This is a genomic window from Blastococcus sp. TF02-8, from assembly GCF_003319175.1.
Taxonomy (GTDB): domain Bacteria; phylum Actinomycetota; class Actinomycetes; order Mycobacteriales; family Geodermatophilaceae; genus Blastococcus.
Genome location: NZ_QOHK01000003.1, coordinates 129886 through 144864, shown reverse-complemented (window position 1 = coordinate 144864; position 14979 = coordinate 129886). Strand labels below are relative to the sequence as shown.

The following is a 14979-nucleotide window of genomic DNA, read 5'->3' as shown; positions in this document are numbered from 1 at the left end:
CGGGGCCTTCGTGCATCCGGCTCCCGCGAGTCGCGAGGGCCACGAGGTCCTTCGTCTACTCGCCGGTGCGCTCGACCGTGAGGCGCTCGACGCTGACCTGGGTGCCGTCCTCCTCGAAGGAGACGGTGGTCAGCTGCATCTTGATCCGCTCGCGCAGGCCCGTGGGCGGCTTGTCCCCGCCGCAGCGACGGCGGACCAGCGCCTTGAACTCCTGTTCGATGCCGAACTCGCGCAGGCACGAGGAGCAGTCCTCGAGGTGCTCGGCGATCACCGCCCGGCGCGCGTCGTTCGTCTCGTGGTCGAGGAACTCGAAGACGTGGGTGAGGACGTCGTCGCAGGAGTTGATCTCGATCGGCTCCCCGGCACGGCCGGCGTCGTCGCTGGTCACTTGCTCGCCTCCTCACCGGCACCGGCACGGACGAAGCCACGCTCGCGGGCGTAGTCGGCCAGCAGCTTCTGCAGCCCGCGGCGACCGCGGTGCAGGCGCGACATCACCGTGCCGATGGGCGTGCCCATGATCTCGGCGATCTCCTTGTAGGCGAAGCCCTCGACGTCGGCCAGGTAGACCGCCAGCCGGAAGTCCTCGGGCAGCTGCTGCAGAGCCTCCTTGATGTCGGAGTCCGGCAGGTGGTCCAGCGCCTCGATCTCGGCCGAGCGCAGGCCGGTGGAGCTGTGCTCCTCGGCGGCGTAGAGCTGCCAGTCCTGCACCTGCTCGGTGGGGTACTGCTGCGGCTGCCGCTGCTTCTTGCGGTAGCTGTTGATGTAGGTGTTCGTCAGGATCCGGTACAGCCAGGCCTTGAGGTTGGTGCCCTCGGCGAACTGGTGGAACGCGGAATAGGCCTTGACGAAGGTCTCCTGGACCAGGTCCTCGGCGTCGGCCGGGTTGCGGGTCATCCGCAGGGCCGCCGGGTACAGCTGGTCGAGGTAGGGCAGGGCGTCGCGCTCGAAGCGCGCGTCGCGCTCGGCGCGGGTCTCGGCGAGCTCGGTCCGGCTGCCGCCCTCCCGGGCCTCCGGCACCTCTACGGGTGCCGCCTCGGGCAGCTGACCAGGGTTCTCCACCGCGGACTCCTCGGGCACCGACCGTCCTCTCCGGAGCCCCGGGACGCGGGGCGCCACATCGGTCGATCCTAGCCGCGCGGCATCGGGACGGCCCGGGGGACGCCGGTGCGCGCTCCTGGGGCGGGCGCTGGAGACGGTGCTGCTCACGGCCGGTGCAACGGCCCGGCCCGCAGGGGGCATTCCCCGCCGGGCACATCTCGCTACAGTCCCGCGCCGTGGCAGCGACCCCGGCAGTGCGGATCCTGGAGCAGGCGAAGGTGCCCCACAGCCTGCACCCCTACGACCCGGAGCATCCGTCCGACATGGGGCACGGCGAGGCGGCGGTGGCCGCGCTCGGCGCCGACCCCCGGCAGGTGTTCAAGACGCTCCTGACCCGGGTCGACGGTGCGCTGACCGTGGCGGTCGTGCCGGTGAGCGGCACGCTGGACCTCAAGGCGCTCGCCTCGGCGGCGGGCGGCCGCAAGGCCGTGATGGCCGACCCGACCGACGCGGAGCGGGCGACCGGGTACGTCGTCGGCGGGATCAGCCCGCTGGGCCAGAAGAGGGCGCTGCCCACCGTCGTCGACGACTCGGCCCTGGGGTTCGCCACCGTGATGGTGAGCGCCGGCAGGCGGGGACTGCAGCTGGAGCTTCCGCCGGCGGAACTCGTGCGGCTGACCCGCGCACGCAGCGCATCCATCGGCCGCTGAGCAGGAGGCGGCCGACGGCGCTCGACCGGCTTCACCCACGACGCCGGACGTCCAGCCGCGCCACGGCGCGGCTAGAGGGTCGGCCGTCCGGCTCCACCCGCGCCACCGCACGGGCCAGGACCGCATCGATCGGCCGCCACCCTCAGAACAGGGCGGGCTGGTCGGCCGGCTCGGCGACGGTCTCGGCACGCGCGGTCAGCTGCGGGCCGTTCACCCGCACGTTGTTCACCGCGGTGCTCACCGGCCGCAGCTCCAGCGCCGCGACCAGCTCCGGCGGCGTGGGCGCGATCAGCTCGGCGACGTCCTCACGCGCCGGGTCGAGCCACTCCGCCCAGCGGTCGGGGGGCAGCACCAGGGGCATCCGGTCGTGGATCTCGGTGAGCACCCCGGTGGCCGGCGCGGTCACGACCGTGCACGTGTAGAGCCGGTCCTCGCCCCTGCCCCACACCTCCCACAGCCCGGCCATGGCCAGGACCGAGCCGTCCTCGGGGGTGATGAAGTACGGCTGCTTGGTCGGCGAGTCCAGCCGCTTGGCCCACTCGTACCAGCCGTCGGCGGGGACGAGGCAGCGCCTGGACGCGGCGGCCTTGCGGAAGGCCGGCTTCTCGGTCAGCGACTCGACGCGCGCGTTGAGCATCCGGTTTCCGACCGACGGGTCCTTGGCCCACGACGGCACGAGGCCCCAGCGCACGGCCCGCACCTCGCGGTGGCCACCGCCGGTGGGCAGCCCCTCGGCGTCGCGCTCCTTGGCGTGCCGCACGACGTAGACGTCCTTGGTCGGCGCCACGTTGTAGTCGGCGTCCAGCTTCGGCGCGCCCTCGGCGACGACGGCCTCGAACTCGAGCGCGAGGTCCTCGGGCTTGCGGCTGGCCGCGTAACGACCGCACATCGGCGTCTCCTCGGGCATGCGGGCTGGCTCCCCCGCACTCTAGGTCCGGCCACCGACGGGCCGGCGCCGCGCGTGCCGGGCGGTCATCCGGGGAAGACCCTTGTTGCAACGCTCGACGAGAGACGAGGATCACCCGCGTGACCGCGACGCAGACTCCCCCGACCGACCACCCGAAGACCGCCAGCGACAGCGCCGCCCGGCGCTACGCGACCGTCAACCCCTTCACCGGTGAGACGGAGAAGGAGTTCGACTTCACGCCCACCGAGGCCATCGACGGCATCGTCGGGCGCGCCCACTCCGCCTTCCAGGAGTGGCGGCAGCGCTCGGTCGAGGACCGGGCCGCCGTCGTGCGCCGGGCCGCCGAGCTGATGGACGAGCGCATCCATGACCTCGCCGCCCTCACCACGAAGGAGATGGGCAAGCGGACCGAGGAGGCCGTCGGCGAGCTCTTCCTCTGCTCGATGATCCTCAAGTACTACGCCGACAACGGCCCGGCCTTCCTGCAGCCCACGCCGATCCAGCCGCTCTTCGGTGGCGGCGAGGCTCTCGTGGAGACGCAGCCGGTCGGCCCGCTGCTGGCCATCGAGCCGTGGAACTACCCCTACTACCAGGTGGTCCGCGTCGCCGGCCCCAACCTGGTGCTGGGCAACACGGTCATCCTCAAGCACGCGGAGATCGTTCCGCAGTGCGCCGAGGCGATCGAGCAGCTCTTCACCGACGCGGGCGCCCCCGAGGGCGTCTTCACCAACACGTTCCTGAAGATCTCCGACGTCGAGCAGGTCATCGCCGACCCGCGGATCGCCGGCGTCACCCTGACCGGCAGCGAGCGGGCCGGCAGCGCCGTCGGTGCGCTCGCCGGCAAGCACCTGAAGAAGTCGGTGCTGGAGCTCGGCGGCAGCGACCCGTTCATCGTGCTGGACGCCGAGGACCTCGGCGCCACCGTCAAGGCCGCCACGACCGGGCGCATGCAGAACACCGGCCAGGCCTGCATCGCCGCCAAGCGGATCATCGTCCCCGAGGCCATCTACGACGACGTCGTGGCCGGTCTGCAGCAGGCGTGGTCCACCTTCTCCCCCGGCGACCCCACCGACCCCTCGACCTCGCTGGCGCCGCTGTCGTCTGAGCAGGCCGCCAAGGACCTGCACGCGCAGATCCAGGACGCGGTCGACAAGGGCGCCACGGTGCTGGCCGGCGGCAACCGCCCCGACCTGCCCGGCGCCTTCGTCGAGGCCACCCTGCTGGCCGACGTCACGCCGGACATGCGGGCCTACCACGAGGAGCTCTTCGGCCCGGCCGCCGTCGTCTACAAGGTCAAGGACGAGGACGAGGCGATCGCGCTGGCCAACGACACCGTGTACGGACTCGGCGCGACCGTCATGAGCAGCGACCTCGACAAGGCCAAGGCCGTCGCCGAGCGGATCGAGGCCGGCATGGTGTGGATCAACCAGCCCACCGGCTCCTCCCCCGAGCTGCCCTTCGGCGGCATCAAGCGGTCCGGCTACGGCCGCGAGCTCTCCGAGATGGCGATGTTCGAGTTCGCCAACCGGCGCCTGCTGCGCACCGTTCCGGCCAAGAAGGCCGACAAGCCGCAGGCTGGCTGACCGGGTGCGGCGCGCGACCGGGCAGACTGACCCCGTGTCAGACGTCTGGTCCGCGCCGCACTCCCCGGCGCCCGTCGATGCCGTCGTCACGCTGCCCGGCTCGAAGTCGCTGACCGCACGGGCGCTCGTGCTGGGCGCGCTGGCCGACGGGTCCAGCCGCCTGGTCCGCCCGTTGCGGGCCCGCGACACCGATCTCATGGCCGGGGCACTGCGCGCTCTCGGCGTGCGGATCGTCGACGACGGCGAGGACTGGCTGGTCACCCCGGGCCGGTTCCGTGGCCCGGTGACCGTCGACGCCGGGCTGGCCGGGACGATCCTGCGGTTCCTGCCGCCGGTCGCTGCGCTCGCCGACGGGGACGTCACCATCGACGGCGACCCGCGGCTGCACGAACGGCCGAACGGCGGCCTGATCGCCGCGCTCCGCGACCTCGGTGCAGGGGTGGACGACGACGGCCGCGGGCGGGCCCCCTTCACCGTGCGCGGCACCGGCCGGGTGCGCGGTGGCCCGGTGACGGTCGACGCGAGCGAGTCCTCGCAGATCGTCTCCGGCCTGCTGCTGGCCGCGGCGCGGTTCGACGAGGGCGTCGACCTGGCCCTGGCCGGCGGGGTCCCGTCGATGCCGCACGTCGAGATGACGGTGACGACGCTGCGCGAGCACGGCGTCGACGTGAGCGCCACCGACCTCGGGTGGCGGGTCTCCCCCGGCCCGATCGCCGCGCTGGACCGCGTCATCGAGCCCGACCTCTCCAACGCCGCCCCCTTCCTCGCGGCGGCGCTGGCGACCGGCGGACGGGTCACGGTGCGCGACTGGCCGGAGGTGACCACCCAGCCCGGGGCGCAGCTGGACCGCCTGCTGGCCGAGATGGGCGCGACGGTCGAGCGGACCCCTGACGGCGGGCTGCGGGTCACCGGCGGCGACGTCGTCCGCCCGCTGGTCGCCGACCTGGGCGAGGTCGGCGAGCTCACCCCGGTGCTCGCCGCGCTCTGCGCCCTGGCCGACGGACCGTCCCGGCTCACCGGGATCGCCCACCTGCGCGGCCACGAGACCGACCGGCTGCAGGCGCTCGACGAGGTGCTGACGGCCGTGGGTGCGCGGGTGCGCCAGCTGCCCGACGGCCTGGAGATCGAACCCGGTCCGGGGCGCCCGGCGCGGCTGGACTCCTACGCCGACCACCGCATGGTGATGGCCGCCGCCGTGCTGGGGCTCGTCATCGACGGGGTCACCGTCGCCGATGCGGGCGCGGTCACGAAGACCCTGCCCGATTTCCGCGAGCGGTGGGCCGGCCTCCTGGGCGAGCCGATCGGGGCCTCCCGCTGAGCACCAACCGCCGCGGCCACCGGGTCGACGAGGACGACATCCGGGTCCGCCCCAACCGCCGTGGGTCCCGTCCGCGCACCCGGACCCGCCCTGCCCACGAGGACGCCGTCCCCGGGCTGGTCGTCGCGGTGGACCGCGGGCGCATGACGGTCCGCGTCGAGGGCCCCGACGGGGCGGTCGACGTCACGGCCATGCGGGCCCGCGAGCTCGGGCGGCACGGCGTGGTGGTCGGCGACCGGGTGCGGCTGGTCGGCGACACCAGCGGCCGGCCCGACACCCTGGCCCGCATCGTCGTCATCGAGGAGCGGACGACGTCGCTGCGCCGCACCGCCGACGACACCGACCCGACCGAGCGGGTCGTCGTCGCCAACGCCGACCTGCTGGTCATCGTCACCGCGGTCACCGACCCCGACCCCGCGCTGGGCTTCCTCGACCGCTGCCTGGTCGCGGCCTATGCCGGCGGCCTCGAGCCGCTGCTGTGCCTGACCAAGACCGACCTGGCATCGGCGCAGCCGTTGCTCGACCGCTACGCGGGGCTGGGACTGGACGCGGTGCCGATGTCCCGCGAGCTCCCGCTGGACGACCTGCTGGGCCGCATCCGCGACCGGATGAGCGTCTTCGTCGGCCAGTCCGGTGTCGGCAAGTCGACCCTGGTGAACCGGCTGGTGCCCGACGCCCTGCGGGCGACCGGTGACGTCAGCAAGATCGGCAAGGGCCGGCACACGTCGTCCTCAGCAGTGCTGTTCGACCTCCCCGGCGGCGGCACGGTCATCGACACGCCGGGCATCCGGTCCTTCGGACTGGCGCACGTCACGGCCGACGACGTCCTGGTGGCCTTCGAGGACCTCGCCGAGGCCGCCACCGAGTGCCCGCCCGGGTGCGGTCACACCGCCGAGGACCCCGACTGCGCCCTGGACGCCTGGGCCGCGCAGGGACCGCCGCACCGGCGGGACCAGCTCGACGCGCTGCGGGTGCTGCTCGCCGCGGTCGGCCAGGTCGGCCCCGGCTACTAGAAGGACCCCGTCCCCCTCACGCCTCGTTCCGCTCGGCGCGAGCCTCTGGACGGGGCCGTTCCATCAAGTCACGTCGACGTAGCCGCCGCTGCGCCAGTAGACGCCGGCCTCGCGGGTCAGGAAGCCCTCGTCGACCAGGTACCGGCGCAGCGCGGCGACGTCGGGGTGCCAGACGGCCAGCAGTGCGTTGACCTCGCGCTCCGGGTAGCGGACGCCGGGTTCGAAGACCCGCACGAGGTGATCGAGCACGACCAGCCGCTTGCCGCGCTGCGCGGGGATCGAGGTGAGCCGGCCTTTGCGGACGAACGCGGACAGGACGGCGTCCTCCGCCGGGTCGTCCGACAGGGGCTCGGGCGCCGGCGCTGCCTCGGCGGCGGCGCGGGCGGCCGCACCGAACCGTTCGGTGTGCAGCGCCAGGGCATGACCGTCGCGGTGCACCAGACCGGCCCGGGCCAGGCGGCGCGCGGCGAGGGCGACGTCCTTGAGCCCGAGCCCGGAGGCGGCCGCGACCTCCTCGATGGTGGCCGCACCGAGCGCGAGCGCCGCGACGACCTTGAGCCGTACGGGGTCGGCCAGCAGCCCTGCGATCGTCGCCGCGTCCACGTCTGCGACGGTATCGCCGCCCCACGTCCCCCGGCTCCGGCCCGCGCACCGCTAGGTTGGGTGCCCATGACGTCGGGGCGGGGCTTCTCAGAGGACATGCGGCTGGCACACGTGCTGGCCGACCAGGCCGACTCGATCAGCATGGACCGCTTCAAGGCCCAGGACCTGACGGTCGACACCAAGCCGGATCTGACCCCGGTCACCGACGCCGACCGCGCCGTCGAGGAGCAGCTGCGCATCACGCTGAGCCGCGCGCGGACCCGCGACGCGGTGATGGGCGAGGAGTTCGGGACCACCGGCCACGGGTCGCGGCGCTGGATCCTCGACCCGATCGACGGCACGAAGAACTTCGTCCGGGGTGTGCCCGTGTGGGCGACGCTGATCGCCCTCGTCGACGGGGACGAGCCGGTCGTCGGGCTGGTCTCGGCGCCCGCGCTCAACCGTCGGTGGTGGGCGGCCAAGGACGTCGGCGCCTGGACCGGACGACGGCTGGAGTCGGCCAGCCGCTGCCGGGTGTCCGAGGTCGGCGCCCTGGAGGACGCCAGCCTCAGCTACTCCAGCCTCTCCGGCTGGGAGGAGCGCGGCGGGCTCGACGGCTTCCTCGACCTCACCCGCTCGGTGTGGCGCACCCGCGCGTACGGCGACTTCTGGAGCTACGTGCTGCTGGCCGAGGGCGCCGTCGACATCGCCTGCGAGCCGGAGGTCTCGCTGTGGGACCTCGCCGCCCTCGACGTCATCGTGCGCGAGGCCGGCGGCCGGTTCACCGACGTCACCGGCGTCCCCGGCCCGGCGGGTGGCAGCGCGCTGGCCACCAACGGCAGGCTGCACGACGCCGCGCTGGGACTGCTCCGCCCGCCGAGCCGTCCCACGCCCGTCGCCTGACGGTCAGCGGGTGGGGCCGGCTCCGGTTCCGCGTCCGCCACCCTGGAAGCGACGGCGCACGTCGTCGATCTTCGCCCGCGTCCGCGGGTCCTTGGCCAGCTCCTGCGCCTTCGCGGTGGCCTGCTGGATCGCCTGCTTGCCCTTCGGGCTGTTCGCGAACTGGGCCACCTTGCTGAACAACGACGCCATGGGAAGCGCGCCTCCTCTCCGTCGCCGGGACCGTGGTCGGCCCCGCTGATCGGTCAACGGTGCCCGCGCGCGCCGGGTTCCATGCGGTCGCTCAGCGACGGGGCGTCACGAGCGGACCGGAAGCCCGTTGCGGGACGAGCTCCGTGCCGGTGCCCGCAGCGGCCACCAGGGCCGCGCCGACCGCCGACGCGCTGCGCAGCGAGAGAGCGCGCACCGGGCGCTGCAGCGTGTCCGCCAGCAGCTGCTGCACCAGGGGCGAGCGCGCGCCCCCGCCGGTGAGGACCACCGGCGCCCCGTCGTCCGGCCCGCCGATCAGGGCGGCGGCCGCGCCGACCGCGTCGACCACGCCTTCGACGGCGGCCCGGGCGAGGTGGGCCCGCGTGGTCCCCGCACCGAGCCCGTCCCACCCCCCGCGGTCGTCGGGGCCGGCCACACCCCCGCGCTCACCGGTGAGGAACGGCCGGAACACCGCACCCCCCGCGTCCGGGACCGACTCCGCCGCCGCGAACAGCTCCGGCCAGGTCAGCCCGAGCACGCCGCACACCCAGGCCCACGCCGAGCCGCCGTTGCGCAGCGCCGCCATCGCGTACCAGCCGCCCCGGGTGTCGGCGTACCCGTGCACCACCGGGTCGTCGGCCGGCGCCGGCACCCATCCGAGACGCAGCACCTGCGCACCGGTCCCGAGGTTCACCTGCAGCCCACCGCTCGCGCCGGCCGCGAGGAGGGCCAGCGGGGTGTCCGCCCCGCCCACCACGACCGGCACCTCTCCCATGGGCAGCGCCGCCGTCGCGACCACCTGCTGCGACGGCCGGACGGCGGGCAGCAGCTCCGCCGGGACGGGCGCCGCGGTGGACCAGCCGTCGGCGACGACGTCCCACAGCAGCGTGGCCGAGGCGTCGCTGCGGTCGGTGACCAGCGGGCCGTCCGGCGCCAGCGCCGTCCGGAAGGCGTCCTTCGGCAGCAGGACGGCGGCGGCGCGTTCGACCAGGGCCGGCTCGTGCGCGGCGAGCCACGCCAGCATCGGGCCGGTCATGCCGGGGACGAGCGGGTTGGCCAGCGCCGCGCGGTCGGCGGCCGGCATCGCCCGCCAGTGCTCGAGCTCCGCCGTCGCGCGGGAGTCCGGCCACAGCAGGGCCGGGCGCAGCGCTCGGCCGGCGTCGTCGACCAGGACGGCGCCGTGCATCTGCCCCGACAGCCCGAGGGCCCGGACCCGCACGACACCCAGCTCGGCGAGTGCCGAGTCGAAGGCCGACCGCCACACGGCGACGTCGATCTCCGCGCGGTCGGGAGCCGGACGCCGGTACTCGTAAGCGGCCTCCGCCTCGGCGACGACCGCACCGGACTCGTCGAGGGCGACCAGCTTCAGCCCGCTGGTGCCGAGGTCGGCGCCGAGGACGACCTCCCGGCTCACCGCTCGGGGCTGTCGCCGTAGGTGTAGCCGGCGTCGGGGTAGCGGCTGCCCTCGGTGGTCGGGGCGATCTCGTCCAGCCGCCGCAGGTCCTCGGCCGAGAGCTCGACCGCGGCGGCCGCGACGTTCTCCTCCAGGTAGCTGCGCCGCTTGGTCCCGGGGATGGGCACGACGTCCTCGCCCTGCGCCAGCACCCAGGCGAGCGCCAGCTGCCCGGCCGAGCACCCCTTCTCCTCGGCCAGCGCACGCACCGCGTCGACCAGGCGGAGGTTGGCCTGGAACGCCTCCCCGACGAACCGCGGGTGGTCACGCCGGAAGTCGTCGGGGCCGAAGTCGGCCGGGCTGGTGATCGCCCCGGTGAGGAAGCCGCGGCCGAGCGGGCTGAACGGCACGATGCCGATCCCGTGCTCCCGGGCCACCCCGAGGACCTCGTCCTCCAGGTCGCGGGTCCACAGCGACCACTCGCTCTGCAGGGCGGCGATCGGGTGCACCGCGACCGCGCGCCGGATGGAGGCGGCGCTGGCCTCCGACAGACCGAGGTAGCGGACCTTGCCCTCCCGGACGAGCTCGGCCATCGCGCCGACCGTGTCCTCGATCGGCACCCGCCGGTCGACCCGGTGCTGGTAGTAGAGGTCGATGACCTCGACCTTCAACCGGCGCAGGCTGGCCTCGGCGCAGGCGCGCACGTTCTCCGGGCGGCCGTCGATCCGCATGCCGCCGTCGGGGGTGCGCGACAGCGAGAACTTCGTGGCCAGCTGCACCTCGTGGCGGCGGCCGGCGAGAGCCTCGCCGACGAGTTCCTCGTTGTGCCCGTCGCCGTAGACGTCGGAGGTGTCGAGGAACGTCACGCCGAGGTCGAGCGCCCGGTGGATGGTGGCGAGGGACTCGCTCCGGTCGGCCGCGCCGTAGCTCTGGCTCATGCCCATGCAGCCGAGGCCGAGGGTCGAGACGGTCAGGCCGCCGAGTGTCCGGGTACCGACGGGAGAGGTCATGGCCGCATCCTCGTCGCTCGGTTCCGCGCGCCGCCACCGCGTGGTCTGGTGGGATGGACCCCGTGCAGTACTCCGAGAACGTCATCGAACTCGTCGGCAACACCCCGCTGGTCCGGCTCACCTCCGTGACCCGCGACCTGGGTCCCGACGCCCCCCTGGTGCTGGCCAAGGTCGAGTACTTCAACCCGGGCGGCTCGGTGAAGGACCGGATCGCGGTGCGGATGGTCGACGCGGCCGAGGCCAGCGGTGAGCTGAGGCCCGGCGGCACCATCGTGGAGCCGACCAGCGGCAACACCGGCATCGGTCTGGCGCTGGTCGCCCAGCAGCGCGGCTACCAGTGCATCTTCGTGTGCCCGGACAAGGTCGGGCAGGAGAAGATCAACGTGCTCAAGGCCTACGGCGCCGAGGTCGTCGTCTGCCCGACCGCCGTCGACCCCTCCGACCCCCGGTCCTACTACTCGGTGTCCGACCGCCTGGCGCGCGAGACGCCCGGCGCGTGGAAGCCCGACCAGTACTCGAACCAGAACAACCCGCGCTCGCACTACGAGACGACGGGACCGGAGATCTGGGCGCAGACCGAGGGGCGGATCACGCACTTCGTCACCGGCGCGGGCACCGGCGGCACGATCAGCGGCGTCGGGCGCTACCTCAAGGAGCAGTCCGGCGGGCGGGTGCAGGTGATCGGCGCCGACCCGGAGGGCTCGGTCTACTCCGGCGGCACCGGCCGCCCCTACCTGGTCGAGGGCGTCGGCGAGGACTTCTGGCCCTCGACCTACGACCAGGAGGTCGCCGACGAGATCGTCGCGGTCTCCGACGGCGACTCCTTCGCCATGACCCGCCGGCTGGCCCGCGAGGAGGGGCTGCTGGTCGGCGGCTCCTGCGGCATGGCGGTGGCCGCGGCGCTGCGCGTGGCCGAGCGCCTCACGAAGGACGACGTCCTCGTGGTGCTGCTCCCCGACGGCGGCCGCGGCTACCTGAACAAGATCTTCAACGACACCTGGATGGCCGACTACGGCTTTCTCGAGGCGACGTCGGGCACGACCGTCGGCGAGCTCCTGGACAAGTCCGGCGAGACCCCGCCGCTGGTGCACACGCACCCGAACGAGACCGTCCGCGACGCGATCGACATCCTCCGGGAGTACGGGGTCAGCCAGCTCCCGGTGGTGCGGGCCGAGCCCCCGGTGACCGCCGGCGAGGTCGTCGGCTCTGTGGACGAGAAGACGCTGCTCGACGCCGTGTTCGCCGGTCGGGCGACCCTGTCGGACCGGGTGGAGAAGCACATGTCGCCCCCGCTGCCGATCATCGGCTCCGGCGAGCCGGTGACCGCCGCGGTGCACGAGCTGGGGCACGCCGACGCGCTGCTGGTGCACGTCGACGGCAAGCCGGCCGGCGTGGTCACCCGGCAGGACGTGCTGGGGCACCTCGCTGGTCTGACGTCTGCGGGGCTGACGCCTACGGTCGGATCATGACCGGCTTCAACACCCGCGCGATCCACGCGGGCCAGGACCCCGACCCGGCGACCGGCGCGGTCATCCCCCCGCTGCACCTCACGACGACCTACAAGCAGGACGGCGTCGGCGGGCTGCGCGGCGGCTACGAGTACAGCCGCAGCGGCAACCCCACCCGGGACACGCTGCACGCGGCGCTCGCCGCGCTCGAGGAGGGCACGACGGCGCTGGCGTTCGCCTCGGGCCTGGCCGCCGAGGACACGCTGCTGCGCACCGTCTGCCGGTCCGGCGACCACGTCGTCCTGGGCGGTGACGCGTACGGCGGCACGTTCCGGCTGATCTCGCGGGTGCTCTCGGAGTGGGGCCTGGACCACACGCCGGTCGACCTCGCCGACCCCGAGGCGCTGCGCGCGGCGATCCGGCCCACCACGCGCGTGGTCTGGTGCGAGACGCCCAGCAACCCGCTGCTCAACATCACCGACATCGAGGCGACGGCGGCCATCGCGCACGAGGCCGGCGCGCTGCTCGTCGTCGACAACACGTTCGCCTCGCCCTACCTGCAGCGGCCGCTGACCCTCGGGGCGGACGTCGTCGTGCACTCGACGACGAAATACCTGGGCGGCCACTCCGACGTCGTCGGGGGTGCGCTGATCACCCGGGACGCCGCGCTCGGCGAGAAGCTGGCCTACAACCACAACGCGATGGGCGCGGTCGCCGGCCCGTTCGACGCGTGGATGGTGCTGCGCAGCCTGAAGACCCTGGGTGTGCGCATGGACCGGCACTGCGCGAACGCCGCACGCGTCGCGGAGTTCCTCGTCGGCCGGCCCGAGGTGTCCGCCGTCCTCTACCCCGGCCTGCCCGACCACCCGGGCCACGAGGTCGCGGCGAAGCAGATGTCCGGCTTCGGCGGGATGATCTCCTTCCGGCTCCGCAACGGCGAGGACGCGGCGCTGAAGGTGTGCGAGCGGACCCGGCTGTTCACCCTGGCCGAGTCCCTCGGTGGCGTGGAGTCGCTCATCGAGCACCCGGGCCGGATGACCCACGCCAGCGCCGCGGGCTCGCCGCTGGAGGTGCCCGCCGACCTGGTGCGCCTCTCGGTCGGCATCGAGGACGTCGACGACCTCCTGGCCGACCTCGAGCAGGCGCTGGGCTAGCCCCGGGCTGCGGTGAGGATGCGCGGACCGTCCTCGGTCACGGCGACCGTGTGCTCGACGTGCGCGGCGCGGCTGCCGTCCGCGCTGCGCAGCGTCCAGCCGTCCGCATCCACCGTGTAGTCGTCCGAGCCGCCGGCCAGGAACCACGGCTCGATGGCGATGACCAGGCCGGGGCGCAGCGGGACCCCCCGGCCGGGGCGCCCCTCGTTCGGCACCGACGGCGCCTCGTGCATGGTCCGGCCGACCCCGTGGCCGCCCTGGTCGGTGTTGATGCCGACCCCGCCGGCCCGCCCGACCGCACCGATCGCCGCGGAGATGTCGCCGACCCGGTTGCCGACGACGGCCGCGGCGATCCCCGCCTCCAGCGCCCGCTCGGTGGTGGCGATGAGATCGAGGTCCTCGGGGCGGGGGGTGCCGACCGCGAAGGTGATCGCGCTGTCGCCGACCCAGCCGTCCAGGGTCGCGCCGGCGTCGACGCTGAGCAGGTCGCCGTCGAGCAGCGTCTCCGGGGTGGGGATGCCGTGCAGGGCGACGTCGTTGACCGACAGGCAGACCACGCCCGGGAAGGGCGGCGTCGTCGGCAGGGGCGCGTACCCGAGGAAGGGCGAGGTGGCGCCGGCGTCGGAGAGGACGTCGCGGGCCACGGCGTCGAGCTGGGTCAGCCGGGCGCCCGGGACCGCCGCAGCGCGCACCGCCGCGAGCATGTCGGCGACCACCGCTCCGGCGGCCCGCATGGCGTCCAGCTCGCCGGGGGTGCGGAGCTCGATCACGTTCTGTCCTCCTGGGTTCGGGCGGTCGTGGGCAGGCTACGGCCCCGCGCGGGAACGACTCGGCGTGGTGCGCGGTTGAGCCGGTCGGACGCCACATCGAGGAGGAACCCCGCGTGAGCACCACCGAGAGCACCCGAGACCTGGACGCGCTCGAGACCGCGCGCGCCCGCATCCGCGACGCGCACCTGCGCCCGGCCGGTCAGCGCCCCGCATCGACCGCCCGCGGCCTGCACCACACCGCGCTGATCAGCAGCGACGTGGAGCGCACCGTGCGCTTCTACCAGGACGTGCTCGGCTTCCCGCTGACCGAGCTGATCGAGAACCGCGACTACCCCGGTTCCTCGCACTTCTTCTTCGACATCGGCAACGGCAACCTGCTCGCCTTCTTCGACTTCCCCGGCCTGGACGTCGGCCAGTACGCCGAGGTGCTCGGCGGTCTGCACCACATGGCCATCAGCGTCGACCCGGAGAAGTGGGAGGAGCTGGTGCGCCGGCTCACCGAGGCCGGCGTGGAGCACGAGGTGCACAGCGGCGTCTCGGTGTACTTCCGCGACCCCGACGGCGCGCGCATCGAGCTCATCGCCGACCCCCTCGGCGAGATGTACGGCTCGAAGGTCCTCTGACGAGAACGGGGCGCCGACCAGCCCGTCGGCGCCCCGTCGCTCATGCCCTACCGGTCGCGGTCGGCGACCAGGTCGGCGTAGTCGGGGTGCCGCTCGATCCAGCCGGCGACGAACGAGCAGCTGGGTACGACCTTCCCGCCCTTCGACCGCACCTCGTCGAGGGCGGCGCGCACCAGGGTGCTGCCCAGCCCGGACTGGCCGGCGTCGGGGTCGACCTCGGTGTGGGTGAAGACGACGGTGTCGCCGCGACGCTGGTAGGCGGCCAGACCCAGGACGCGGTCGCCGTCGCGGATCTCGAACCGGTCGGACTCGGGCACGTCGATGACGGTGGTCTCCATGTC

17 protein-coding genes are annotated in these 14979 nt (G+C 73.9%); 8 read left to right on the top strand and 9 right to left on the bottom strand.

All coding sequences use genetic code 11. The features are described 5' to 3' along the window. Window positions 1-55: 55 nt before the first annotated feature. Entirely contained in the window at window positions 56-388 is a 333-nt protein-coding gene (rsrA, locus tag DQ237_RS07765; protein ID WP_113798825.1) for a mycothiol system anti-sigma-R factor, read from the bottom strand. Further along, on the bottom strand, window positions 385-1077 hold the full coding sequence (locus DQ237_RS07760; RefSeq protein WP_113798823.1) for a sigma-70 family RNA polymerase sigma factor: 693 nt from the start codon (window positions 1075-1077) through the stop codon (window positions 385-387). The genes rsrA and DQ237_RS07760 overlap by 4 nt, the downstream gene beginning before the upstream one ends. A 197-nt stretch (window positions 1078-1274) precedes the next feature. Between DQ237_RS07760 and ybaK the strand changes: the two genes are divergently transcribed. Further along, window positions 1275-1748, top strand: a complete 474-nt coding sequence (ybaK, locus tag DQ237_RS07755) for a Cys-tRNA(Pro) deacylase (protein WP_113798821.1) — start codon at window positions 1275-1277, stop codon at window positions 1746-1748. Window positions 1749-1890: 142 nt separating this feature from the next. Here the strand turns inward: ybaK and DQ237_RS07750 are convergent, their stop codons facing one another. Further along, window positions 1891-2655: an SOS response-associated peptidase gene (locus DQ237_RS07750; protein ID WP_240619483.1), complete on the bottom strand. Its 765-nt coding sequence runs from the start codon at window positions 2653-2655 to the stop codon at window positions 1891-1893. A 119-nt stretch (window positions 2656-2774) separates the two neighbouring features. On the opposite strand from DQ237_RS07750, the gene DQ237_RS07745 reads away from it, so the two are divergent. From DQ237_RS07745 to rsgA, 3 genes are all read left to right on the top strand, one after another. Continuing rightward, complete coding sequence (locus tag DQ237_RS07745; protein WP_113798818.1) at window positions 2775-4238, top strand: NAD-dependent succinate-semialdehyde dehydrogenase; 1464 nt, start codon at window positions 2775-2777, stop codon at window positions 4236-4238. Window positions 4239-4272: 34 nt separating this feature from the next. Further along, the gene (aroA, locus tag DQ237_RS07740; RefSeq protein ID WP_113799395.1) at window positions 4273-5556 is read left to right on the top strand and encodes a 3-phosphoshikimate 1-carboxyvinyltransferase; all 1284 of its coding nucleotides are present in this window, start codon (window positions 4273-4275) and stop codon (window positions 5554-5556) included. Between the two features lie 143 nt (window positions 5557-5699). Beyond that, entirely contained in the window at window positions 5700-6569 is an 870-nt protein-coding gene (rsgA, locus tag DQ237_RS07735) for a ribosome small subunit-dependent GTPase A (protein WP_240619482.1), read from the top strand. A 63-nt stretch (window positions 6570-6632) separates the two neighbouring features. On the opposite strand, the gene DQ237_RS07730 is transcribed toward rsgA, so the two are convergent. After that, the gene (locus DQ237_RS07730) at window positions 6633-7172 is read right to left on the bottom strand and encodes a DUF2087 domain-containing protein (RefSeq protein ID WP_113798816.1); all 540 of its coding nucleotides are present in this window, start codon (window positions 7170-7172) and stop codon (window positions 6633-6635) included. A gap of 66 nt (window positions 7173-7238) precedes the next feature. Between DQ237_RS07730 and hisN the strand changes: the two genes are divergently transcribed. Further along, window positions 7239-8054, top strand: coding sequence for a histidinol-phosphatase (gene hisN, locus DQ237_RS07725; protein WP_113798814.1), 816 nt, complete (start codon window positions 7239-7241; stop codon window positions 8052-8054). Between the two features lie 3 nt (window positions 8055-8057). Here the strand turns inward: hisN and DQ237_RS07720 are convergent, their stop codons facing one another. From DQ237_RS07720 to DQ237_RS07710, 3 genes are all read right to left on the bottom strand, one after another. After that, entirely contained in the window at window positions 8058-8243 is a 186-nt protein-coding gene (locus DQ237_RS07720) for a hypothetical protein (RefSeq protein WP_113798813.1), read from the bottom strand. A 91-nt stretch (window positions 8244-8334) separates the two neighbouring features. Continuing rightward, window positions 8335-9654 (bottom strand): FGGY family carbohydrate kinase, encoded by a 1320-nt coding sequence (locus DQ237_RS07715; RefSeq protein ID WP_113798811.1) that lies wholly within the window; start codon window positions 9652-9654, stop codon window positions 8335-8337. After that, on the bottom strand, window positions 9651-10643 hold the full coding sequence (locus tag DQ237_RS07710) for an aldo/keto reductase (protein ID WP_113798808.1): 993 nt from the start codon (window positions 10641-10643) through the stop codon (window positions 9651-9653). Before DQ237_RS07710 ends, DQ237_RS07715 begins: the two co-directional genes overlap by 4 nt. A 53-nt stretch (window positions 10644-10696) precedes the next feature. Here DQ237_RS07710 and DQ237_RS07705 point away from each other — a divergent pair, with 53 nt between their 5' ends. Both DQ237_RS07705 and DQ237_RS07700 read left to right on the top strand, forming a co-directional pair. Continuing rightward, a complete protein-coding gene (locus tag DQ237_RS07705; RefSeq protein ID WP_240619481.1) occupies window positions 10697-12112 on the top strand; it encodes a cystathionine beta-synthase in 1416 nt (471 codons plus the stop codon). Then, on the top strand, window positions 12109-13245 hold the full coding sequence (locus DQ237_RS07700) for a cystathionine gamma-synthase (RefSeq protein WP_113798806.1): 1137 nt from the start codon (window positions 12109-12111) through the stop codon (window positions 13243-13245). The genes DQ237_RS07705 and DQ237_RS07700 overlap by 4 nt, the downstream gene beginning before the upstream one ends. Here the strand turns inward: DQ237_RS07700 and map are convergent. Next, on the bottom strand, window positions 13242-14015 hold the full coding sequence (gene map / locus DQ237_RS07695) for a type I methionyl aminopeptidase (protein ID WP_113798804.1): 774 nt from the start codon (window positions 14013-14015) through the stop codon (window positions 13242-13244). The two genes, DQ237_RS07700 and map, sit on opposite strands and share 4 nt — an antisense overlap. Window positions 14016-14128: 113 nt before the next feature. On the opposite strand from map, the gene DQ237_RS07690 reads away from it, so the two are divergent. Continuing rightward, the gene (locus DQ237_RS07690) at window positions 14129-14638 is read left to right on the top strand and encodes a VOC family protein (protein ID WP_113798802.1); all 510 of its coding nucleotides are present in this window, start codon (window positions 14129-14131) and stop codon (window positions 14636-14638) included. A 47-nt stretch (window positions 14639-14685) separates the two neighbouring features. On the opposite strand, the gene DQ237_RS07685 is transcribed toward DQ237_RS07690, so the two are convergent. Continuing rightward, window positions 14686-14976 (bottom strand): GNAT family N-acetyltransferase, encoded by a 291-nt coding sequence (locus DQ237_RS07685; protein WP_113798799.1) that lies wholly within the window; start codon window positions 14974-14976, stop codon window positions 14686-14688. Between the last annotated feature and the right edge of the window lie 3 nt (window positions 14977-14979).

What these genes read in the sequence shown, in the direction of transcription:
- DQ237_RS07750 (WP_240619483.1), bottom strand. Translation starts at nt 2,655, where the DNA reads ATGCCCGAGGAGACGCCGATGTGCGGTCGTTACGCGGCCAGCCGCAAG.
- rsgA (WP_240619482.1), top strand. Translation starts at nt 5,700, where the DNA reads ATGACGGTCCGCGTCGAGGGCCCCGACGGGGCGGTCGACGTCACGGCC.
- hisN (WP_113798814.1), top strand. Translation starts at nt 7,239, where the DNA reads ATGACGTCGGGGCGGGGCTTCTCAGAGGACATGCGGCTGGCACACGTG.
- DQ237_RS07720 (WP_113798813.1), bottom strand. Translation starts at nt 8,243, where the DNA reads ATGGCGTCGTTGTTCAGCAAGGTGGCCCAGTTCGCGAACAGCCCGAAG.
- DQ237_RS07710 (WP_113798808.1), bottom strand. Translation starts at nt 10,643, where the DNA reads ATGACCTCTCCCGTCGGTACCCGGACACTCGGCGGCCTGACCGTCTCG.
- DQ237_RS07705 (WP_240619481.1), top strand. Translation starts at nt 10,697, where the DNA reads ATGGACCCCGTGCAGTACTCCGAGAACGTCATCGAACTCGTCGGCAAC.
- DQ237_RS07700 (WP_113798806.1), top strand. Translation starts at nt 12,109, where the DNA reads ATGACCGGCTTCAACACCCGCGCGATCCACGCGGGCCAGGACCCCGAC.
- DQ237_RS07685 (WP_113798799.1), bottom strand. Translation starts at nt 14,976, where the DNA reads ATGGAGACCACCGTCATCGACGTGCCCGAGTCCGACCGGTTCGAGATC.